17 protein-coding genes and 1 other RNA gene are annotated in these 20,394 nt (G+C 59.2%); 10 read left to right on the top strand and 8 right to left on the bottom strand.

Annotation, left to right across the window (positions count from 1 at the left end):
- Nucleotides 1–6: 6 nt before the first annotated feature.
- Nucleotides 7–915, bottom strand: a complete 909-nt coding sequence (locus tag BF12_RS0116830; protein ID WP_024953278.1) for a LysR family transcriptional regulator — start codon at nucleotides 913–915, stop codon at nucleotides 7–9.
- A 175-nt stretch (nucleotides 916–1,090) separates the two neighbouring features.
- On the opposite strand from BF12_RS0116830, the gene BF12_RS0116825 reads away from it, so the two are divergent.
- Entirely contained in the window at nucleotides 1,091–2,287 is a 1,197-nt protein-coding gene (locus BF12_RS0116825) for an MFS transporter (protein ID WP_024953277.1), read from the top strand.
- A gap of 124 nt (nucleotides 2,288–2,411) precedes the next feature.
- On the opposite strand, the gene BF12_RS0116820 is transcribed toward BF12_RS0116825, so the two are convergent.
- The 4 genes from BF12_RS0116820 to BF12_RS20740 all read right to left on the bottom strand — a co-directional run bounded on the left by BF12_RS0116820 (nucleotide 2,412) and on the right by BF12_RS20740 (nucleotide 5,182).
- Nucleotides 2,412–2,762 (bottom strand): YqjK-like family protein, encoded by a 351-nt coding sequence (locus BF12_RS0116820; RefSeq protein ID WP_024953276.1) that lies wholly within the window; start codon nucleotides 2,760–2,762, stop codon nucleotides 2,412–2,414.
- A gap of 70 nt (nucleotides 2,763–2,832) precedes the next feature.
- On the bottom strand, nucleotides 2,833–3,255 hold the full coding sequence (locus BF12_RS0116815; protein WP_024953275.1) for a phage holin family protein: 423 nt from the start codon (nucleotides 3,253–3,255) through the stop codon (nucleotides 2,833–2,835).
- Entirely contained in the window at nucleotides 3,255–3,593 is a 339-nt protein-coding gene (locus tag BF12_RS0116810; RefSeq protein ID WP_084488190.1) for an ElaB/YgaM/YqjD family protein, read from the bottom strand. Before BF12_RS0116810 ends, BF12_RS0116815 begins: the two co-directional genes overlap by 1 nt.
- Before the next feature lie 410 nt (nucleotides 3,594–4,003).
- The gene (locus BF12_RS20740; RefSeq protein WP_024953273.1) at nucleotides 4,004–5,182 is read right to left on the bottom strand and encodes a phospholipase A; all 1,179 of its coding nucleotides are present in this window, start codon (nucleotides 5,180–5,182) and stop codon (nucleotides 4,004–4,006) included.
- Nucleotides 5,183–5,411: 229 nt separating this feature from the next.
- Between BF12_RS20740 and mscK the strand changes: the two genes are divergently transcribed.
- Nucleotides 5,412–8,996, top strand: coding sequence for a mechanosensitive channel MscK (mscK, locus tag BF12_RS0116800; RefSeq protein ID WP_024953272.1), 3,585 nt, complete (start codon nucleotides 5,412–5,414; stop codon nucleotides 8,994–8,996).
- 79 nt (nucleotides 8,997–9,075) lie between these two features.
- Here mscK and BF12_RS0116795 read toward each other — a convergent pair whose 3' ends face one another.
- The 3 genes from BF12_RS0116795 to BF12_RS0116785 are packed head-to-tail and all read right to left on the bottom strand — an operon-like array spanning nucleotide 9,076 to nucleotide 12,805.
- Entirely contained in the window at nucleotides 9,076–10,341 is a 1,266-nt protein-coding gene (locus tag BF12_RS0116795; RefSeq protein ID WP_024953271.1) for an ABC transporter substrate-binding protein, read from the bottom strand.
- Nucleotides 10,335–12,002 carry a sensor histidine kinase gene (locus BF12_RS0116790; RefSeq protein ID WP_024953270.1) on the bottom strand — a complete coding sequence of 556 codons (1,668 nt, stop codon included), beginning with the start codon at nucleotides 12,000–12,002 and terminating at the stop codon, nucleotides 10,335–10,337. The genes BF12_RS0116795 and BF12_RS0116790 overlap by 7 nt, the downstream gene beginning before the upstream one ends.
- Nucleotides 11,999–12,805: a response regulator transcription factor gene (locus BF12_RS0116785; RefSeq protein WP_024953269.1), complete on the bottom strand. Its 807-nt coding sequence runs from the start codon at nucleotides 12,803–12,805 to the stop codon at nucleotides 11,999–12,001. The genes BF12_RS0116790 and BF12_RS0116785 overlap by 4 nt, the downstream gene beginning before the upstream one ends.
- Nucleotides 12,806–12,956: 151 nt before the next feature.
- Here BF12_RS0116785 and BF12_RS0116775 point away from each other — a divergent pair, with 151 nt between their 5' ends.
- The 8 genes from BF12_RS0116775 (at nucleotide 12,957) to BF12_RS0116745 (ending at nucleotide 20,342) form a co-directional block, all read left to right on the top strand.
- A complete protein-coding gene (locus tag BF12_RS0116775) occupies nucleotides 12,957–14,036 on the top strand; it encodes an AbrB family transcriptional regulator (RefSeq protein ID WP_246116569.1) in 1,080 nt (359 codons plus the stop codon).
- A 132-nt stretch (nucleotides 14,037–14,168) separates the two neighbouring features.
- Nucleotides 14,169–14,265: signal recognition particle sRNA small type (gene ffs, locus BF12_RS21830), an RNA gene on the top strand.
- A 382-nt stretch (nucleotides 14,266–14,647) separates the two neighbouring features.
- Nucleotides 14,648–16,924: a DNA polymerase III subunit gamma/tau gene (dnaX, locus tag BF12_RS0116770; RefSeq protein WP_024953267.1), complete on the top strand. Its 2,277-nt coding sequence runs from the start codon at nucleotides 14,648–14,650 to the stop codon at nucleotides 16,922–16,924.
- 134 nt (nucleotides 16,925–17,058) lie between these two features.
- On the top strand, nucleotides 17,059–17,391 hold the full coding sequence (locus tag BF12_RS0116765) for a YbaB/EbfC family nucleoid-associated protein (protein WP_024953266.1): 333 nt from the start codon (nucleotides 17,059–17,061) through the stop codon (nucleotides 17,389–17,391).
- Nucleotides 17,391–18,017: a recombination mediator RecR gene (recR, locus tag BF12_RS0116760; protein WP_024953265.1), complete on the top strand. Its 627-nt coding sequence runs from the start codon at nucleotides 17,391–17,393 to the stop codon at nucleotides 18,015–18,017. The genes BF12_RS0116765 and recR overlap by 1 nt, the downstream gene beginning before the upstream one ends.
- A 160-nt stretch (nucleotides 18,018–18,177) precedes the next feature.
- Nucleotides 18,178–19,365: a ribonuclease D gene (gene rnd, locus BF12_RS0116755; RefSeq protein ID WP_051511117.1), complete on the top strand. Its 1,188-nt coding sequence runs from the start codon at nucleotides 18,178–18,180 to the stop codon at nucleotides 19,363–19,365.
- Nucleotides 19,366–19,486: 121 nt separating this feature from the next.
- Complete coding sequence (locus BF12_RS0116750; RefSeq protein ID WP_024953263.1) at nucleotides 19,487–19,783, top strand: YcgL domain-containing protein; 297 nt, start codon at nucleotides 19,487–19,489, stop codon at nucleotides 19,781–19,783.
- Nucleotides 19,784–19,862: 79 nt separating this feature from the next.
- Nucleotides 19,863–20,342, top strand: a complete 480-nt coding sequence (locus BF12_RS0116745) for a YcgN family cysteine cluster protein (RefSeq protein ID WP_035160496.1) — start codon at nucleotides 19,863–19,865, stop codon at nucleotides 20,340–20,342.
- Nucleotides 20,343–20,394: the final 52 nt, after the last annotated feature.

Genomic DNA, 20,394 nt, shown 5'->3' with positions numbered 1-20,394 from the left:
CATGCATCACGCCATCTGCGCGCGTATGGCAGGAATAGCGGTCTCGACCAACGTGACGAAGGCTTCGATGACTGGACGCGATGGTGTGCTGGGGTAGTGGAGCTCCAGCGGCACCGCTCCTAGTGCGGGACGCAGCGTGATGAAGTGGCAGCCATCGCATTGCAGACGTCGGATACAGGCCGGTGCGATCGCAAGCCCGAGTCCAGCGGCGACCTCGCTGAGCAATGTCTGCATCAATGCTGGCTGACGTGTAATACGCGGAGAGAAGCCGGCGTCGCCGCAGGCGCTGATGATGTGATCGAACAGGCCAGTGGCCTGATCACGCTGAAACAGCACGAAGTCTTCATGGCTCAGCTCACGCAAGGCAAGCCGCTTGCGGCGCGCCAGCCTATGTCCCTCTGGCACCACCACCATCAGCTCATCCTCATACATCGGCAAGGCTGTCAGTGTCTCGCGCAGCTCCATGGGTAGCGGACGTGACAGGCCGACATCGATCTCTTCGCGCGCAAAGGCATCCAGCTGTTGTTGAGCAGTCATCTCGTGCAATACGAGCGTGACATCGGGGTGCTGTGCGGCAAAATCACGCATCAGGCTCGGTACGAAGCTCGCGCAGGCAGAGCTCATGTAGCCGATACGCAGTGTGCCGGTCTGGCCGCTGGCTGCCAGCGCCACGCGCTTACGCGCCTGTACCTCCAATGCCAGCATACGCTTGGCTTCTTCCAGCAACGCCTCGCCCGGGGCAGTCACTCTCACTTCACGCGTATTCCTCCACAGCAAACTGACGCCCAGTTCGGCTTCGAGATCGGCAATCTGGCGACTGATGGCGGGCTGCACGGTATGTAGCTCGCGCGCGGCGGCAGAGAAGCTTTTCAGCGTCGCCACTGCCACGAAGGTTTTCAGGGTGCGTAGTTCCATGGCGGGCTCTTGTAAGTAATTGATGCTCTATCGGCATGAGTCATATCATATCTTATCATTTCTATTATAAGTTTCTGCTCGTTAGGCTGACGGCCTGCCATTCTCTCGCTCACTCATGTGCTCATTCGCTCATGGGTAAGCGCGTGCGATGGTCCTGAACCTGTGTGGAGCCTAAATGAATACCTCGTCTTCCCAAGCCGCCTCTCATCAAGAACGCGGGGCATCACGGTCGCTGTCTTCCGGCGGTCGCTTTACGCTACTGGCCATCGCCTGTCTGACCATCATGGTCGGTACCGTCGTCGCGCCGGGGCTTTTGAATATTGCATCTGCCTTGAAGGTGGGAAGCTACGCCAGCTGGTTGATTACCTTGCCCTCGCTGGGGGCGGTGCTGTTCGCGCCAATCGCCGGGCGCATGATCGATCGTCTCGGTGCCTATCGCGTGCTGACCGGAGGGCTGTTTCTCTATGGCTTGCTGGGGGCGGGCGGTGCGCTGCTGGAAGGCACGGCGATGGTGTTTGCCGATCGCATTCTGCTGGGCGGTGTCACGGCTGTCGTCATGGCGGGGGGGACCACGTTGATTTCCGAGTGGTATCACGGCCATGCGCGACTCAAGATGATTGCCCTGCAAGGCATGTCAATTGAACTGGGTGGGGTGATCTTCCTGTTCGTCAGTGGCGTGTTGGCAGGCATCGCCTGGCAGTTGTCCTTTGGTCTGTACCTGCTGGCTTGGGTGCTGTTGGCCATGTTGTGGATGATGGTGCCCAAGCAGTCACCGGTCGCGTTGGAGAGCGAAGCTACCGATGGTGCGGCAGGTGCAGTGGCGTCCTCACTCAATAGCGTCTATCTGGCGGCGGCAATTTCATTGACATTGTTCTTCACTGCCATCGTCATGTTGCCGGAACGCTTGAACATGCTCGGCCTTGATGAGGCTGCCACTGGGATCTTCCTGGCAGGTATCTCGCTGGTGGCCGTGATTGCTGCGATGCTGATGCCCTGGGTATCCCGTACCTTGCGTGAAATGCCGACGCTGGTGCTGGCCTTCGTGCTGTATTCCGCTAGCCTGTTCGTTTTCCAGCAGGCCGAGAGCATGGTCGTGATGAGCCTGGGAGCCGTGCTGGCTGGCATGGGCTTTGGCTTCTCCATTCCCCTGCTGAATCACATGACGGTAGAGCGCAGTCACGTCGCCGTTCGCGGACGTAACCTTTCCTATCTGACCATGGCCATCTTTCTCGGTCAGTTCCTGACCTCCTTCCTGGAGTTCTTGCCCGGCGGCGGTCGCGAGGTGTTCGGTTTTGCCGCGGTGTTGGGGATGATCTTTGCGGTGCTCTATCTGGCTGTTCATCTGCTCAGGCAGACCAGTCGAGCGGCGTAAGCGATTGAATGTTATGAAAATGAAAAAAGCCCCACGACCTGAATGCCAGATCGTGGGGCTTTTCGTTGTATCGCTGAGCGTGATACGACTATCGCGCAAAACGGTCTTGCCTATTCATTGCGAGTTATTTGTTGAACAGTACTCGCAAGCGCCGAATCATTACCCATCCCATCAGGCCACGTTTCACGAGACTCAAACCTTTCTTCGGCTTGAATCCACCACGCGCGGCGATAAGGCCGCCTAGCAAGACGAGCGGGCCACGGTATTGCTGAATCTTGGCCCAGCCACGATCAATCGGCGCCGTGGCAGTTTCGAGATCCTGCATGGCGTGGCTGATGTCGAGGCGCTGTTGAGTGATACGTGCTTCGAGCTCAGCGCGTCGTACATCACGTGGATGCGATTGCCCATTTCTCGTCTTGAGAGAAGCAGACGAAGGCGGATCACGCTGCAAGGCTGGCTGTCCTGAAGGACTCATAAGACCTCCCTGGCGACGAGTTCGTGTATCACTTCTGATTCAGGTAATGCACGAATATTACCTCCGCACATCAATTGTGTTCGCGCTGACGTTGGCGAGCCAGCGCCTCGGCACGTACATCCTTGAGGCTCTCGTTGTCGGTACTCAGGTGGCTAAGTGTGGAACGCAGCAAGCTCCGTCGTGAGGCGATGGCCTTGACGCGCCAGACAATCACTCCTCCCAGCACCAGCAGCGTACCGCTACACAGAGCGATAGCGAGCAGACGATGAGTATCCCAGTACGCCGCGACCACCAGCAGAATGGCCAGACCGATGCCGAAGCAGATCAGCATCAGGGCGATCCCAGACAGCAGCAGGAGCACGAACAATCGCTCGCGCTCTTCCTCCAGTTCCAGCACGGCGAGACGCAGACGCGTCTCGCCGCTTTCCACAAGGCTTGCTGTCAGGCGGCGGATGGCGCCAAGTACGCGTTCAACCGGCCCTTGTTCCTGCATTAGCGGCGGCCGAGCAGAATGCCGAAGACAACGCCAGCGGCGGCGCCGATACCGATGCTGGTCCACGGATTGTCGTGGACATAGCGATCGGTACAATCAGCGGACTGGCGTGCGCTGGCAGCGATACGATCACCTTGTTCGCTGAGGCGAGCACGAGTCGCTTCCAGACGAGTCTGGGCGCGTGCACGTGCTTCTTTCATGCTATCGCGGGAATCTTCAGCCGAGGCATGTATCAGGTCCTCGACGGTCTGGGATAGATGGCGCAGATCATCCTTCAGCTGTTCGGTGTTGGCATTGGTAGCTGACGTCGTGTGATCACCGATCTTTTGCATAGCCATGATGTAATTCCTTCCCGTGTGTCGAATGAGACTTCGTGAATAGCAAGCACAGCTTTAGGCAGTGCTCATGACTCTCGAATGTCATCTTCCCTGGGGCGCCGCAGGCGGCAGGGCATGACCTTGTGTTGCTATGGACTTTGCTACAAAGCCCTCACTTCAACGCAGGGCGTTTCGTGAGGCCATATATAAAGCGTTGGGGCCGCTCGGAATAAACACAAGGGCAGATGGGCAAGAGACCGCAAGATCGTCGGAAATTGGGCAGATAGAATGACCTGGATCAGTTCTGCAAGGTTATTGGGCAGAAACCGCTCGGCGGGTCTGCGTAACAGGCGCCGCTCGGCAAAACGGACAGCCAAGGCTGTCCGTTTTGCGTGATATCCGGTTCCGTCAGAACCGTGGATGATCTGCCATCAGGTTTCGGGTAGTCCGGCGAAGAAGGTGTTGATCGAGAACCCGAGACCGAAGCGATTCACGCTGTGATCATAATCGATCAAGCTTTCGCCATAGCCGTGATAGTACTGCACGTAGCCACGTACCTTGCCGAATAGCGGGAAAGAATAATCCAGCTGGTTGCCGAAATTCCCTTTGGAGGGGTTGCCACGCACCATCCAGGTAAATTCATGTTGATCCGCGGTATAGCCCACGGTGATATCGCCGTAGCCGATGTAGTTGTAGAGATCCGGGTTGTCATCGTCATCGGACTCTTCCGGCACCCGCCAATGCGGTGTGACGGCCACGGCCCAGTCACCGTTCTGGAACATCATGTCGGCGTAGACGCGATTCCAGCTGCGCGATAGCGGATCGGAGCGGCCATTGGACTGGTGTGCAAAGCCAAGGCGATTGCGTGTGTTGGTCCATCCGAACAGCTCGAAGCGATTATCGAACTGGATAAAGGCTTCCGGCTCGTAATTGGTTTCGCGGAACGGAGATGAAGCATCGGAGTTGTACGCCTGCCACCAGCTGCGCTGAGTATAAGCAAAGAAGACATCTCCGTTGTCGCCAAAGACGTCGTCCATCAGCTCGACCTTGAAGCTGAGCTGATATTTGACTTCGGTCTTGTCCACATCGCCTTCGCGTGTCACCTGATTGAAGCTTTCGGCATTGGGCGTCGAGTTGTAGGCCCAAGGCAGCAGGTAGTTGCGCTTATAGGCGGTGATCGCCAGTGGATTGCTCTCGGCATTGTCCTCAAGCGCAACACGTTCCTGTGCGCGAAGCTGAGCCGGGCTATCGCTAGAGCGATTTTCCTGCTCGGCATCAGCATCAGTCCCCGTCATTTTCGTGGGAATCGTCTCACCGACAGGGACAAAACTCTGCTCTGCCCGTGTGCTCTTGGACGCAGGCGGCGAGTAGGTTGGCGTGCGTCGAACATCACTGTTCTTGGCGCCAGCACGTGCCTGTGCGGGTGTCATGCCCAATTCCTGGGGAGTGAAGCGCTGGCCATTGGCCAGCACCATGCGACCCTGGGTATCCATGGTATAGGGCACGGCAGCGCTGGCTGATGCCGCGAGGGTCAGCAGGGCCGTCGCCAGCAAACCGGATAGGCACGCGGTGGCTGGCCGGAATCCGGTAGAGATGAGACGGAAAGGCATGAGGATATCCTGGTGGGGTAACGCCGCGGGAGACGAGCTGCGGAGTATGGAGCAATGATCATGACAAGTCTGCCATTCTACTGGCTGTCAGGTGCCTTGTTCCAGCACGTTGATGCCGACAGAGGCTGTCGCTACTCCATGACACTCCGACTCTTGGGAGGGTAAGTCACTGCGTGGCGCGACAAGGTTTTCATGGCAGTGATTGCGCGCGTTGCAGGCGCAGTCGACAATGCAGACACTGCGGGCCGTGTGGACGCCGCACAAGAACGATGGCGCGGTTGAGGAGATGGATGTGACAGGCAATAACCCCTTGAGACTGATGCTACTGACAGGCGCCCTGATACTGATGGTGCTGTTGTGTGGTGTATCGGAAATAGCCAGCGCTGCAGCCCCTGAAAGGTCTAATGTTCAGAGCCAGCTTGAGGACCTGCAAAGCGTTGAAAAACCTGACGCTGATACACGTCAACGAATAGCCGATCTCAAGGAAACGTTGACGGTACTGGATGACTTCAGCGAGGCGACAAGCAATCTGCGTAGTCTCAAGGCCGAGATCAAGTCGGCCCCGGCAGACTTGGTCGAGGTGCAGGCTGAGCTGTCACGGCTGCCGCAGGAATATACTGCGCTAGACGAAAAGACACTTGATGGTGAGTCGGTTGATGCGCTGGACAAGCGCATGACGGCCATTCTCGATGAGCTTCAGGCATTGCAGGACAAGCTGGCCGATACCAACCGTCGCCTCATCGATGCCCAAAGTTTGCCAGAGCGTTCGCGCTCCACGCTGGCCGATGCGCAGCAGCAGGTACAGCAATTGCAGACTCAGCTCTCCAGCAATGACGATCAGGAGTTGAGTGGAACTGGGCGTGATTTGCTTGAGGCGCGTTTGGCGCTAGCGGATACGCGTGGCGAATTGAGCCATGCCGAGCTCAATTCGAGCTCTCAACTGCGCGCGCTGGCTCAGGTTCGCAAGACATTTTATAGCCGTCGTATCGAGACTCTCGAGAAAGATCTTCAGCAGATTCAGAATCTGGTGAATGACAAGCGGCGCAATCAGTCCGAGCAGACGATTGCGGATGCGACCAGCGGTGAGAATGCGGCGTTGGCCGACAACCCCATTTTCAAGCAGGTACTGAACCGTAACCGTGAACTCAGCAGTCAGTTATTGGCGATTACCGATCGCGTCAATGCAGTGATTCGTGATGGTCTGGAAGTGCGCACCCAGTTGGATCGGGTGACTCAGGTTGAGCGCACGATGAGTGAGCAGATCGAAGCCATCAAGGGCAGCGTGCTGCTGGCACGTATTCTGCGTGAGCAGCAGAGCCGCTTGCCCAAGGTGGATGTGCGCCAGGACTTGAAAGAAGAGATCGCTGATCTACGCCTCAGGCAATTCGAGCTTAACAAGGTGCGTGAGCAACTCACCGATATTCCCCATTACCTGGAAAGCCAGGTGCTGAGCGAATCGGCAGCGTTGGAGCGCCCAGGTGGTAATAGCGATAACGCAGAGGTCAGTGACGAGCTACGTCAGGCACTGATTCGTCAGCTGGATGCACGCAAGGAGTTGGTCGACAAGCTCGACAAGGAATACGACAGCCTGCTTGCACGCGCCATTGATCTTCAGCTCAATCAACAACAGTTGCTGGAAGTGTCAGGACGTTTACGCCAGACCATCGAAGAGCAGTTGTTCTGGGTGGCCAATGGCAAACCGCTGGACCTGGACTGGCTCATGCGTTCCCCCGAGATGCTGTCCGAGGAACTCAAGCCGACCGTATGGCGCGCCGTGATGGCGGGCCTATCCAAGGGCTTCCAGCTGACGGATATGTGGTTCGGGCTACCGGGCTTGTTGCTACTGATCTTCATCACCTGGAAGCGCTCACGCATTCGCGCTCGGCTGGCGGACCTGCATGCTCAGATTGGGCGTCTCAAACAGGATACTCAGCTACATACGCCGCGCGCCATCCTGTTGAATGTGCTGCTGGCGATTCCGGGTGCATTGGCCCTTGCGCTGGTTGGCGGAGTGTTGTCACTGGGCGAGGGCATCATGCTATGGGCGCTGGGGCAGGCCTTGCTCAAGCTATCGCTGGCTTGGGGCATCTTTGGCATCTTCCGCCGACTGCTGGTCAAGGACGGTGTGGCAGAGCGTCACTTCCAATGGCCGGCGACCTACGTGGCGGAACTACGTCGTCAGCTGTGGTGGATTGGATGTGCGCTGCTGCCAGTCATTCTGATCACTAATATCATCAGCGAGGCCGACCTCAATCTGCTTGAGCGCCCGCTGGGCCTGTTTATTCTGTTCGGTGGGTTGGTCGCGATGAGCGTCTACCTGTCACGATTGATTCTGGCGCATGTGCCGTTCTTTGGGCTCAAGCTGTTCCGCCTGATTCTCGGCCTCGCGCTGGCGATGGTGCCGGTGGCGTTGGGTGTGCTGATCTGCCTGGGCTATGAGTACACCGCGCTACGTCTGAGCGGGCGCTTCATCACCACGCTTTATCTGTTTGGTGCCTGGATTCTGGTGGAAGCCACGGTGATTCGCGGGCTCGCGGTGGCTGCACGGCGGCTGGCCTATCGTCGCGCCATTGCTCGGCGTCGTGCGCAGGTACAGGACGGAGCTGAAGGCAGTGCCGATGTGGTGGAAGAACCACCGCTGGACATGGAGCAGGTCAATTCCCAGTCACTGCGACTGTCGAAGCTGATCCTCGTCATCAGCTTCCTGTTCATCTTCTATGTGGTGTGGGCGGACCTGCTCAATGTACTGAGCTATCTCGACAGCGTTGTCGTGTGGGACATCGCGGCATCGGTTGAGGGGGACCCGGCGACCCCCATCTCGCTGGCGGATTTGATCGCGGCGATGGTCACTCTCGGCGTGGCGGTGATGATGGCGCGTAACTTGCCGGGCTTGCTGGAGGTGTCGATCCTGTCGCGTCTTGAACTCAAGCAGGGTTCCAGCTACGCGATTACCTCATTGCTGTCCTACGTGATCATGGCGACCGGCTTCGTGATGACGCTGGGGAGCATGGGGGTCAGTTGGGACAAGCTGCAGTGGTTGGTGGCGGCGCTGGGTGTCGGGTTGGGGTTTGGCTTGCAGGAGATCTTTGCCAACTTCATCTCGGGCCTGATCATTCTGTTCGAGCGTCCGGTGCGCATCGGCGACACCATCACGGTGGGTAACTTGCACGGTACGATCAATCGTATCCGGATCCGTGCCACCACGGTGACCGACTTCGACCGCAAGGAAATCATCATCCCCAACAAGGTGTTCGTCACTGATCAGCTGATCAACTGGTCGCTGTCTGACAACGTCACGCGGGTGGTGCTCAACTTCGGTGTTGCGCATGGCAGTGATCTGGATCTGGCGCATCGCCTGTTGTTGCAGGCCGCGCAAGAGAACAAGCGGGTGCTCAAGGACCCGGAGCCGCTGGTGTTCTGTCTGACCTATAACAAGGACAACTTCGGCTTTGAACTACGTATCTACGTCAATGACCTTACTGACCGTCTATACGCGACGGATGAGATCAATCGACTGATCGATGCACGCTTCCGTGAACATGGCATCAAGGTCGCCTTCCAGCAGATGGATGTCTGGCTGCATCGTCAAGATGGCACCGAGCGTCTGGTAGAGCAGCGCGATATGATGCCGCAGATGCAGCGACCTGCCAGTGGTTCGCCGGAGAGTAGCGAGCACCTTGAAGGCGGTGCACTGATTGCGCGTCGCAAGCCAACCAATGATGCGCTGGCGGGGCGTGAAGATGCCGGACTGCGCGAATCAACGCCCGATGCACAGGACGGTGATGGCGGCGGTGGCGATGCAGGAGGGCGCTAGCCCGCCTGGCATGATGTCATGCAAAACACACAAGGCGCCCTGCGGGGCGCCTTGTGTGTTTTGAAATACGCCTATGACGCTACTTTTCCTGTATCACCGGCGGCGGTGCCTGGAATTCCAAGGTCCAGCGGCTCAGGAAGCTGGCTTGCTTCAGACGGTCAAGCGTCGCGAGAAGACCGGGGCCGATATCGATGGGGCGTAGAGCATCGCCTAGCCGCTCCCGCAGATCATGCGCACTGCCTTCGCCTCGCACCTCGGGGTGCAATGCGCCGAGCTCGCTTTCATTTGCGACACGCTGTTGGCCTTCTGAGCTCAACCACCAATCGAGAAAGGCTTCACCTGCCTCGGGGTGTGGTGCCTGGCGAGGCACAAAGGCCAACCGGCGCTGAATCAGCACGTAGTCTTCCGGCACGATGACCTCAAGCTCAGGATGCGTACGCGCGAAGGTCACGGCATAGGGGCCGACAAGGTTGTAGGCGATATCCACCTTGCCCTCCGCCAGTGCCTCGAGCATCGCGCCAGTGGTGTTGACCAGTCTGGCATCGGCCTGGCCCATGGCGCGCACCAGTGTCCAGTAACGCGGCGACTGGCGGGCATCCGATACTGCGTAGGTGAAGCCGGAACCGCTGGCACGTGGGTCATAGGTGATGATGCGTCCTCGTAGCACGTCACGACGTGTCTCCAGCAGATGCCAGAGATCACGATGACTGCGCAGTACATCACGTGGATTACGCAGGCCATCGAGGTCTGCCAGTCGCTGCATGGCATCACGGCGTGCCACCATCACGATGGGTTCGAAGCTCATGGCGTATAGCTCGTTACGCCAGCGCGAGTTGTCAGGCCAGGCCAATAGATTCGGCGTGTCCAGCGCCCGGGCATGACCTTGATTGGCCAGTCGGTACTGCAGACCCATGGCGGAGGAGATCATCAGGTCAGCGCGCGTCTTGAGAGGAGCCTTGAGATAGGTCGCCTCCAGCGATAGGGCGGAGCGATTGACGTAGTGCATGAGGAGATCTGGATGCTTGCGACTGTAGCGCACCAGCAGTGGGCGTATCTCGGGGAGATCCAGCGCGGCATGAATCTCGAGATCGGCCCTGTGTGACACGTTGGCATCGGTCGCCGTGCCATCGCGCATACTGTCAGCGGTCGTATCGAGCCGCTTAAGTGGCTGGCCATTACGCAGCCACAGCGTCTGATGTTCATCACTTTGTGGATCGAAGCCGGGATAGGTATCAGCGGCGGATGCCACCTGTGTCAGTAATAGGCTCGGCAGCAGCAGTACTGGTAACAGCAGTGAGGAACGCCGGGTTCTTGATCTGGCGCGCCGGCCGCGGGTGGCTAGCATGCAGAATCTCCTTCGAGGTCATCACTGGCCGGTGGCGGGCAGGGTTCAAGATACAGGCTGACGCGCAGTCCGCGCCGTGGCGTGTCCGTGATACCTGTCTCCGTGCCAGCCACAACAACAATCTCAGCGTCAGCATGGGCGCCGGAGTGGGTATTGGCGTTGGTATGAATGTTGGCATCGCTCAGTGTCAGGCGTGCATCGTGATGGCGGGCAATCCCATCAACAATTGCCAGTCCTAGCCCAGCGCCTCCACGCGTGACAGGGGCCGTTTCACTGTCTGGCTGAGCGTGGCGATGAAAGGGACGTAGCACCAGCAGGCGGCGTTCAGCCTGAATGCCGGGACCATCATCCTCCACGCCAAGTATCAGGCGTCCCGCCAATGACTCAGGTGTCTCGTCATCACCGGTAGTGGCGACTCGGGCCAGCGTTAGCGTGACGATGTGCGCGCCATGCTTGCAGGCATTGTCGATCAGGTTGGCCAGTCCCTCTTCAAGTTGCCACGCTACGCCGAGTGTCCAGGCAGTGTTGTCGATTTCGGGCGCTATCTCGAGGCCGAGATCGACACCCGCGCGATCACAACGCAGGAAGTGACGACTGACGGTGGCGCGGGCGAGCGCCGATAGTTCCAATGGCACACGCTCAGGCTGTACCTCAGGGTTGTTGAGTCGTGTCAGCGAGAGCAGTTGACTGGCGAGGTGCGCGGTATGACTGGCGGTAGCCTGCATTTGCTTCAGTGCAGCGTGCCAAGCGGCAGGGTCTTCGTTGCGCAGCGCGAGCTCAGCATGCGCCGAGAGACCGGCCAGGGGGGTACGCAGCTGATGTGAGGCGTCGCCAATAAAGCGCTCCTGATTGACGCGTACTCGTCGCATGCGTGCCAGCAGCTCGTTGAGAGTGTTACGAAGTTCTTCCAGCTCACGTGGGAGTGAGAGGTTGAGCGGGGCAAGACTGCGTGGATCACGCTCGCGGATAGCACGTCTGAGTCGTATCAGTGGTGACAGTGCCAAACGCACACCGATCAACACGACCAACAGTGCCAGCACGGCCATGCCAGCAATACGTATCAGCGAGCCGCTGAACAGTTCGCGCGTCAGTGCCTCGCGACCTTCGCGGGTGTGGGCGACGCGGATGCTGAAGCGCTGACCATGACGGGGATCATCACCCCAGCCCCCAAGGCGAGTCTCGAGACTGCCAAGCCGCAGTGCCTGTCCTTGCCAGGCGATGTCGCGAAAGGCGAGCTCGCCACTACGCCCCAGCGCCTCTTGTGAGGCGTGAGGCCCAGCTGCGAGTGTATTGGCATCCGGTAGACGCGTGTTGCCAGTGACCTGTTCTCCATCGGCATCTACCAAACTGTAGAACACGCGTTCCTGGGCATCGGTCGCCAGCATTTCCAACGCTGCCGGTGGTAGGTCGAGCCATAGCTGACCGTCTTGCCATTTGACCTGTTCGGCGATGGTGACCAAAGAGGCCTCCAGTAGCCGGTCATAGGCGCGGTCTGCTGCATCGCGTGCCGAGAGAAACGCTTGTACCAGCAATACCGTACCTAGCGCCAGTAGCGGTATCAGCAGCCAGCTCAGCAGGCGGTGATAAAGGCTGATAGACCTGTTGGACGTCGATGTGGAAGGCTCGTTGACAGCGCCCTCTGAGTTGTCAGCAGCATTCACTCTGGTGAGTCCATTGCTGGCGCGCCGGCCTGTGCAGCCGATGGGGGGGAAGTATTTTCCAGCAAATAGCCCAGCCCGCGTACCGTTCGCAGCCGGACATCACTGCCCTCCAGACGTTTGCGCAAGCGGTGCACATAGACCTCGATGGCGTTATCGCCGACGGCCGCATGACTGCCGAAAGCCTCCTCGGTCAGACGTGCCTTGTCGACCGGCTCACCGGCATGTTGAATAAGGCAACCGAGTAGACGCTGCTCACGCGGTGGCAGTGCCAGCGGTGTATCCGCCAGTAAAAAGCGCGCATTGAGGGGCTCGAAGGCGAGGCTGCCAATCACCAATCGCGCCGCCGTCCGAGGACTGTGGCCGATGGGCTGCAGACTGGCATGACGGCGTAGCAGGGCGCGTACGCGGGCCTCCAGCTCGTCGAGTGCGAAGGGCTTGGCGAGATAGTCATCGGCCCCGAGGTCCAGTCCACGCACACGGTCCTCGATGGCACCACGTGCGGTCAGAATCAGTACTGGCGTGTGACGGTCGTGCTGGCGTAGTGCCGCTAGTATCTCGAGACCTGAGGCGCCAGGCAGGTTGAGGTCCAGCAAGATCAGTGCGAAACCGTGTTGTTCCTCGTCAGCCAGCAGCGTTAGCGCCGCGCTGCCATTGGCCAGGTGAGTCACGCTGAGGCCATCGCCCTCAAAGACGCTGCATAGGGTGCTGGACAGCAGAGCATCATCCTCTACCAGTAGCAGCCGAGTCGTCTCGACAGGCGCGCTGGAGCTAGAGGGAGAGGGCGTCGGGTCAGGGTGAGTCATCCGGGCTCCGGGCAAAGGCGGGTCAACCATCCACGCAGGCAAGGTCTGTGCTCGCGGCGGCAGGTACTTTTCAGGATACAGGCAGCAGTCATCATGGCGTACTCCAGCGTATCATTGCCTCTTCATTTCGTGTCGTCGATAAGGATGCCTCATGTCGCTTGATGTTATGCGTCGGGGATGGAAATTCTGCCTTACGCGAGTGATGGCTCAATTGCCGCTAGGCAAGTCGCTGGCACTAGGCTTGATAGGCGGCGGAGTATTTCAGCTCAGTGGCATGCCGCTGGCCTGGATGCTGGGGCCGTTGGTCGCCAATTTGCTAGGGGCGATGGCAGGGCTGGCGCTGGCCGTCCCCGATCGACTACGCAGTCTATTCATCGGTGTGTTGGGGCTGACATTAGGTGCGCGCGTTTCGCCCGAACTGATGTCGCACCTCTCCAGTTGGTGGCTTTCTGGCCTGTTGTTGTTACTGGGGGTGTGGGTATCGACGCTGGCCTGTGCCGCCTGGTATCGGCGCTGCGGTTTCGATGCCACTAGCGCCTGGTTCGCGTCGGTGCCTGGTGTACTGACGGCGATGGTGGTCATCGGTGAGCGTAGCGGTGGCGATCCGCAGCGCATTGCGGTGGCTCAGTCGTTGCGTGTGCTGCTGGTCATCCTGATTCTACCGCCGCTGTATTGGTTGTTGGAGGGTGGTACCTCGACAGCGGATAATGAGAAGGTCGTCATTGGCGGGCTGTGGTTGGTGTTATTGCTGCCAGTGCTGCTGCCACTAGGCAAGCGTCTGAGACTGCCTAATGCGGCATTGTTGGCGCCACTGTTGGTCGCGATGGCGTTCTCGCTGGGTGATGTGGCGCGCTTTTCACCGCCGGTGTGGGGCACCGATGTGATGCAGCTAGTGCTGGGCTGCGCGATTGGTGCGCGCTTCAAGGGGCTGGCGCCGCGAGTGCTGGCCGGCCTGATGGCACAGTCAGGTGTCGCAACGCTGATTGCGTTGGCGGTATTGGGTGTGTTTGCCGAGCTCATCCATCAGCTGATGGGGGTGCCGCGTGATGTTGCCTTTCTGGCGCTGGCACCGGGAGGGATCGGGGAGATGGCGTTGTTGGCTGTTGCACTGGGGTTGGATCCGATTTTCGTCGCGTTCCACCATCTACTGCGGATGATTGTCTTGATGTTGATGCTGCCCGTGATGGTACGTCACTTCCGGCCGCGGTCTCCTCAAGATAAGGCACACTAAGCGGTAGTGGTATCGCCTCTTGTGAGGGACGGAATGCGCTGTTATAGTGTGCGCCTTGATCACGCCAAGTGCTTGAAGTTCAAGCGGTTGGGCAGGTCACTCCTTGAGTGATGATCATGTTGTGGTGGCCCTTGTTGGTCCTCTCGCAATGCTAGGCTGCAAACTCCGCCAGGCCCGGAAGGGAGCAACGGTAGCGGCTGACGTGTGTGCCGGGATGTGGCTGATAGGGGCCGCCTCCATTTCAGGGCTCTAAAACTTTCATTGGCAACATGAAAGTCTCGTGTTCACCGAAATGATTTCCCCTCGTACTCCCCCCTACTTTTCTGAAATGCCCGCTTTTTCGAACACCAAGCATTTCTTGTGATACCTCTTAATATCTTGTGATACCCCTTTGCAGTGCCCTTCAGGGCGTTTCGTCGTGTCTGGCGTTTGGGGACGTGCGGCTTAATCCTTATCTGGATGTGGCAACGTGCTTTGAAGCCACTCGGCAAGTCGCTAGAATGAGCGCATTCTCAGTGAGACCTCAAGCAGGGTCTCCGCCTGTCGATTGCTGGTGGTGAGTTCAACCACGTCGCACAGGTCCCCAGGTCACCCAAGGAATGCCCCGCTCAATGAGCTATCAGGTATTGGCGCGCAAGTGGCGCCCGCGCAATTTTCACGAACTGATCGGTCAGGAGCATGTCAGCCGTGCGCTGGTCAATGCCCTCGATCAGGGGCGCTTGCACCATGCCTATCTGTTCACCGGGACCCGCGGTGTCGGCAAGACGACGCTGGCACGCATTCTCGCCAAGTGCCTGAACTGCGAAGAGGGCGTCAGCTCCACGCCGTGTGGCGTGTGCGGTACCTGTCGCGAAATCGACGAAGGGCGCTTCGTCGACCTGATCGAAGTCGACGCCGCCTCGCGGACCAAGGTCGAGGACACGCGAGAACTGCTGGACAACGTCCAGTACGCACCGACCCAGGGCCGCTACAAGGTGTACCTCATCGATGAGGTGCACATGCTGTCGACGCACAGTTTCAATGCGCTGCTCAAGACGCTGGAAGAGCCGCCGCCCCATGTGAAGTTCCTGCTGGCGACGACCGATCCGCAGAAGCTGCCGGTCACCATTCTGTCGCGTTGCCTGCAGTTCACGCTCAAGAACATGCCGCCGGTACGCGTGGTTGACCACCTCAAGGACATTCTCGCTCGCGAGGAAGTCAGCTTCGAGGAAGATGCCCTGTGGCTGCTGGGCAAGGCGGCCGATGGCTCGATGCGTGACGCCATGAGTCTGACTGATCAGGCGATCGCCTTCGGCCATGGCAGCGTGCGTCGCGAAGATGTCGCTGCGATGCTCGGTATGCTCGATCATCGTCATGTGCTGGCGCTGCTTGAATGTCTGGCCTCGCTGGATGCGGCAAGCCTGTTGGCTGAAGTCGCGATGCTGGCCGAGCAAGGCCCGGATTATGGCGGCGTGCTGGATGACATGGCGTCCGTGTTCCACCGTCTGGCGATTGCCCAGATGGTGCCGAGCGCACTGGACAACGGCCATGGCGACCGTGAAGCGCTGTTGGCGCTGGCCTGTCGTTTCACCGGCGAAGACGTGCAGCTTTATTATCAGATCGCCTTGCAGGGGCGCGGTGACATGGGCAATGCGCCCGATGCGCGAACTGCGCTGGAAATGACGCTACTGCGCATGCTGGCCTTCCGTCCGCAAGGCGTGCCGCGCCCGGCGCAGACGCCGCTGCCGATGACAGGACAGCCGGTTGCCAATCAGCCGACCGCCTCCAGTACTGAAGCGCCGGCATCAGCTCCGCAAGTACCGGTTCAGCAAGTCCCCGCTGAACAAGCCCCAGTTCAGCAGACCCCGGTTCAACCGGCTGCCGAACCGACAGCACCGATGGCGGAAGAGCCGCCGCCCTGGGCAACGGAGGACGTACCTTACGACGCCCAGGATGCCGGCTTTCACGCACTAGACAGTAGTGAGTCTTCATCAGTTTCACAGCCCGTGTCACAAGCCACCCAGCCGGTTGCTCAGCCAGCGCACCAGGCAGTGTCGCCACCTGAAAGGGTTGCTGAGCCCGCTTTGGAGCCAACTTCGGCCTCAGTGTCTGAGGCCGAGTCAGTCTCGGCGCCAGAGCCTGTGGTTGGTAGTCAGGTGGCCAGTTCGGCGATGGCGCGCTTGAGTGCTGCCTTCGGTAGCGGCGCTGAGACGACGGTGGAAGCCGAGCCAGTAGCAGTACCTGTTACAGAGCCCGTCGCAACACCAGCCGTCGCACATGAATCAGTAGAAGCTGAGTCAGTATCATCAGCACCTGCTGCAGAGCCTATCGCCGTTGCAGCACCTGCTGTTGCGCCAGTGGAAGCACCTGAGCCCGCTGTTGCAAATGAGTCTGCGCCGGTCGCGAGTACGCCCGTGACTACGCCCGTGACTACGCCCGTGACTACGCCCGTGACTACGCCCGTGACTACGCCTGTGACTACGCCGCAGGCATCGACGGCAGATGGACGCCTGAATCATGCTGCGTGGCTGGAGCTGTTCCCCGCGTTGGGCCTCGGTGGCATCACACGCAATATCGGTGCGCATTGTCTGGTCGAGCACGATGATGGCACGCACCTGAAGCTACGCCTCGATCCCGCTCAGTCGGCGATGATGGCGGATGTGCACCGCGAGCGTATTCACAAGGCGTTGGCGGGGCAGGGAGTGGAGCGCGTGCTTGAGGTGAATGTTGCACCGCTGCCAGAGGGATTGGAGACGCCACATAGTCGTCGTATTCGCATGTTGGGCGAACGCCACGTGCGTGCGGTTGAAGCCTTGCGTGCTGACCCGCATATTCAGTTACTGGAGCAGGAGTTGGGTGCGCGTCTGCTCGAAGACAGCGTCAACTCCTTCGAGCCAGACAACTTCTGATGTCGTCAGTCAGATGAACAGCACAGGGGCCGGTGAGGCATTGAAGCGGCACCGGTCATCAGGAAGCCCTGTCACGGTTTGACGCGGCTTCCGATGCATATTTCATATTCAACAGATTATTGATGAGGTGAGCCATGTTTGGTGGAAAAGGCGGTATGGGTAACATCATGAAGCAGGCGCAGGAAATGCAGGAGCGCATGCAGCAGGTCCAGGAAGAAGCGGCCAAAGCTGAAGTTCAGGGTGAATCTGGCGCAGGCATGGTCAAGATCACCATGAACGGCCGTCACGATGTGTCGCGCGTCGAGATCGATCCGAGCCTGATGGAAGAAGACAAGGAACTGCTGGAAGACTTGCTGGCTGCCGCCGTCAATGACGCAGTGCGCAAGGTCGAAGTCGCTTCCAAGAAGCAGATGGAAGAGGCGACTGCCGGCATGAATCTTCCGGCTGGCTTCAAGATGCCCTTCTAATGGGCTTTTCGCCGCTGGTTGATCAGCTGCTTGAAGCGCTACGGGTATTGCCAGGCGTGGGGCCGCGGACCGCGCAGCGCATGGCACTGCATCTGCTCGAGCGTGACCGCATGGGCGCCGACCGCTTGGTCGGTGTGCTGGGCGAAGCGCTGGAGCGTGTAGGCTACTGTGCACGCTGTCGCACGCTGACCGAGGAAGAGATCTGTCAGCTGTGTCTGAGCCCGCGGCGTGACGAGCGCGTGCTGTGCGTGGTGGAATCCCCCGCGGATCAGCTCGCCATCGAAGGTGCGGGTGGCTATGTGGGGCGCTATTTCGTGCTGCACGGCCATCTTTCACCGCTGGATGGTATCGGGCCTGAAGATATCGGCCTCGATGCGCTGGAAACCCGTGTGCGTGAGAGCCAGATCGAGGAGCTGGTGCTGGCCACCAACCCTACGGTCGAGGGCGAGGCCACGGCGCACTACATTGCCGAGCAGCTTCGCGACGTCAATCATGGCGGGCAGTTGCTCAAGATGACGCGTCTGGCCTACGGCGTGCCGATGGGGGGTGAACTCGAGTATGTTGATGGTGGGACCCTGAGTCGCGCCTTCAGCGGTCGTTTGCCGTTTAACCTCGGCGAGATTTGACGGTTACGGCGCTTGCCGTGACACAGCAGTACGCCTGCGGGCGTGGTGGTCATAAGCCGCCACGCCCGTTGTCGTTTGCCGCCCGGTGTCTGGCAAGTGCCCGTCACCTTCATTTTTCCGCTTGCCCGGGCAAGCCTGTCACCGCGAGATTCCTACCCTGATGAGCGACCAACTTCCCGCTTCCGCTGCATTGTTGTCAGAGCTAGATTTCGACGCTATCTGGGTCGAGACTCCCGAAGCCTTGGCGACTGCCTGCGCCGAGCTTGAGGGCGCCGACTGGTTGGCGCTGGACACCGAATTCATCCGTGAGTCCACCTTCTTCCCGATTCCGGCGTTGGTGCAGTTGATGGCGGCCCGTGATGGTCAGCTACCAGGAGAAGACGGCACTACGCCGCGTATCTTCCTGATTGACCCGACCGTCGTGCCGGCCAGTGATGCACTCAAGCGCCTGCTGGGGGCTGAAGGCCCGCTCAAGTTGCTGCATGCCTGTGGCGAGGATATGGAAGTATTTCTGCGTTGGGCAGGCGTCGCGCCGACACCATTGATCGATACCCAGATTGCTGAAGGCCTGACCGGTGGTGAAGCTTCGATGGGCTATCAGCGTCTGGTCGAGCGTGTTGCCGGTATCACCGTGCCCAAGGAAGAGACGCGCTCCAACTGGCTCAAGCGTCCGCTGACACAGGGCCAGTGTGATTATGCTGCGCTGGATGTGCTGTTCCTGCCGCAAGTATGGACAGAACAGCGCGCTGCGCTGCAAAAGCTAGAACGTATGGACTGGCTGAAAGAGGACTGCAGCGCACCGGGTAGCAGTGGTGGCTCGATACCTGATCCGGAGTACTGGAAGCGTCATCGTAGCCTGTGGAAGCTGAGTCCGCGGGGCCTGGCATCCTGGCAGGCGCTGTGTGAATGGCGTGAAGTACAGATTCGCAAGCGTGATGTACCACGTTCACGCTTGCTGGCCGATGCGCAGCTGTTTGGTATCTGTGAGCGCTTACCGATCAATCGCTTCGATATGGCCAAGGTGGAAGGCATGCGTCCACCGCAGATCAAGCGTGAAGGCGATACCGTGCTTGCGATTCTCAAGGACGTGGCCATGATTGATGACAGTCAATTGCCGCGTGTGCCGCCTTCACCACTGGCGCCAGAGTGGAAGAATCGCATGAAGCGTCTCAAGCGAGAGGTGAATGCCGTCGCCGAAGCACAAGGCGTCAAGCCGGAAATTCTCGGCAGACGTCGTGACATGGAAGCGCTGGTAATCGCCGATCATGATGGCGAAGCATTGCCATTGCCCAGCGGCTGGCGTGGTGATCTATTGGCCGAGCGCCTGGCCAAGGCGCTGGCGGTATAGTCATTGCGTGGCTTGGTGAAGAAGGCTTGATGAGGAAGACCCGATAGCGTTCTCTCCGGTTGTGCCCGCGACCGGGAGTGATGCTGATGCGCGCAAGCGATGCCAGACGATGGATAGCACCATGACTGATGACAAGATGATCTGCGAGATATACAAGAGCACCCAAAAGGACGAGATGTATCTCTACGTCGAAAAGACGCGTGGACTGAAGGACGTGCCAGAATTCCTATTGGGAATCTTCGGCAAGCCGACTGCACTCATGACGATATTGATTCGTGCCAACAAGCCGTTGGCGCGCGTGGATAGTGTGACCGTGCTGGAGAAGATCCGTGAGCAGGGCTTCTACCTGCAGATGCCGCCGGCCAAGGAAAATCTCCTGAAAGAGCTGGGCGTGACACCGCCGGAAACGCATTACTGATATTGAGAGGCCAGTGTCCTGAAACTCCGGCCCGACCAGACTAGACAGACCTGCCGCCCGGCAGGGCGAGGAGAGCACGATGAGCAATGTCACGCCACCTGACGGCGAATTGCGTGAGCGTTTTTGGGAGCATCATGCACTGACGGCATTGAATACCGCGGAGTGGGAAGCGTTATGCGATGGTTGTGGCCAATGTTGCCTGCTCAAGTTTGAAGACGAGGATAATGGTGATATCGCGGTACTGGATGTGGCCTGCCGTCTGCTGGATGTGAACAAGGTCAGCTGTCGTGATTATGCCAATCGTTCGACTCGCGTGCCGGGCTGTATTCCGCTGGATGTCGAGACAGTGGCACGACTGCGCTGGCTGCCGGAAACCTGCGGCTATCGTCGTCTCAATGAAGGGCGTGAGCTGCCGGAATGGCATCCGCTGCTGACGGGGGATGCGAAAAGTGTCAGGCGTGCTGGTGTTTCCGTCTCACGTTTTGCGGTCTCGGAAGCCTCGGTGCGTCAACAGGATCTGGAAGACCACATCATTGCGATCATTGATCCCGAGAGTTGAGATGCCAGAACTTGCGGTAAGGTGATTGACCAACATTCGTGAGATTTAAAAA

It is taken from the genome of Cobetia crustatorum, assembly GCF_000591415.1.
Lineage (GTDB): Bacteria > Pseudomonadota > Gammaproteobacteria > Pseudomonadales > Halomonadaceae > Cobetia > Cobetia crustatorum.
Note: the sequence above shows the minus strand (reverse complement) of the source record. Positions and strands in the feature narration are given on the sequence as shown.

Coding starts and splice junctions, on each gene's coding strand:
- BF12_RS0116795 (WP_024953271.1), bottom strand. CDS start 10,341: ATGCTAGCCACCCGCGGCCGGCGCGCCAGATCAAGAACCCGGCGTTCC.
- BF12_RS0116815 (WP_024953275.1), bottom strand. CDS start 3,255: ATGCAGGAACAAGGGCCGGTTGAACGCGTACTTGGCGCCATCCGCCGC.
- BF12_RS0116745 (WP_035160496.1), top strand. CDS start 19,863: ATGAGCAATGTCACGCCACCTGACGGCGAATTGCGTGAGCGTTTTTGG.
- BF12_RS0116785 (WP_024953269.1), bottom strand. CDS start 12,805: ATGACTCACCCTGACCCGACGCCCTCTCCCTCTAGCTCCAGCGCGCCT.
- rnd (WP_051511117.1), top strand. CDS start 18,178: ATGAGCGACCAACTTCCCGCTTCCGCTGCATTGTTGTCAGAGCTAGAT.
- BF12_RS0116765 (WP_024953266.1), top strand. CDS start 17,059: ATGTTTGGTGGAAAAGGCGGTATGGGTAACATCATGAAGCAGGCGCAG.
- BF12_RS0116810 (WP_084488190.1), bottom strand. CDS start 3,593: ATGGCTATGCAAAAGATCGGTGATCACACGACGTCAGCTACCAATGCC.
- mscK (WP_024953272.1), top strand. CDS start 5,412: ATGCAGACACTGCGGGCCGTGTGGACGCCGCACAAGAACGATGGCGCG.
- BF12_RS20740 (WP_024953273.1), bottom strand. CDS start 5,182: ATGCCTTTCCGTCTCATCTCTACCGGATTCCGGCCAGCCACCGCGTGC.
- BF12_RS0116825 (WP_024953277.1), top strand. CDS start 1,091: ATGAATACCTCGTCTTCCCAAGCCGCCTCTCATCAAGAACGCGGGGCA.
- recR (WP_024953265.1), top strand. CDS start 17,391: ATGGGCTTTTCGCCGCTGGTTGATCAGCTGCTTGAAGCGCTACGGGTA.
- BF12_RS0116775 (WP_246116569.1), top strand. CDS start 12,957: ATGTCGCTTGATGTTATGCGTCGGGGATGGAAATTCTGCCTTACGCGA.
- BF12_RS0116820 (WP_024953276.1), bottom strand. CDS start 2,762: ATGAGTCCTTCAGGACAGCCAGCCTTGCAGCGTGATCCGCCTTCGTCT.
- BF12_RS0116830 (WP_024953278.1), bottom strand. CDS start 915: ATGGAACTACGCACCCTGAAAACCTTCGTGGCAGTGGCGACGCTGAAA.
- dnaX (WP_024953267.1), top strand. CDS start 14,648: ATGAGCTATCAGGTATTGGCGCGCAAGTGGCGCCCGCGCAATTTTCAC.
- BF12_RS0116750 (WP_024953263.1), top strand. CDS start 19,487: ATGACTGATGACAAGATGATCTGCGAGATATACAAGAGCACCCAAAAG.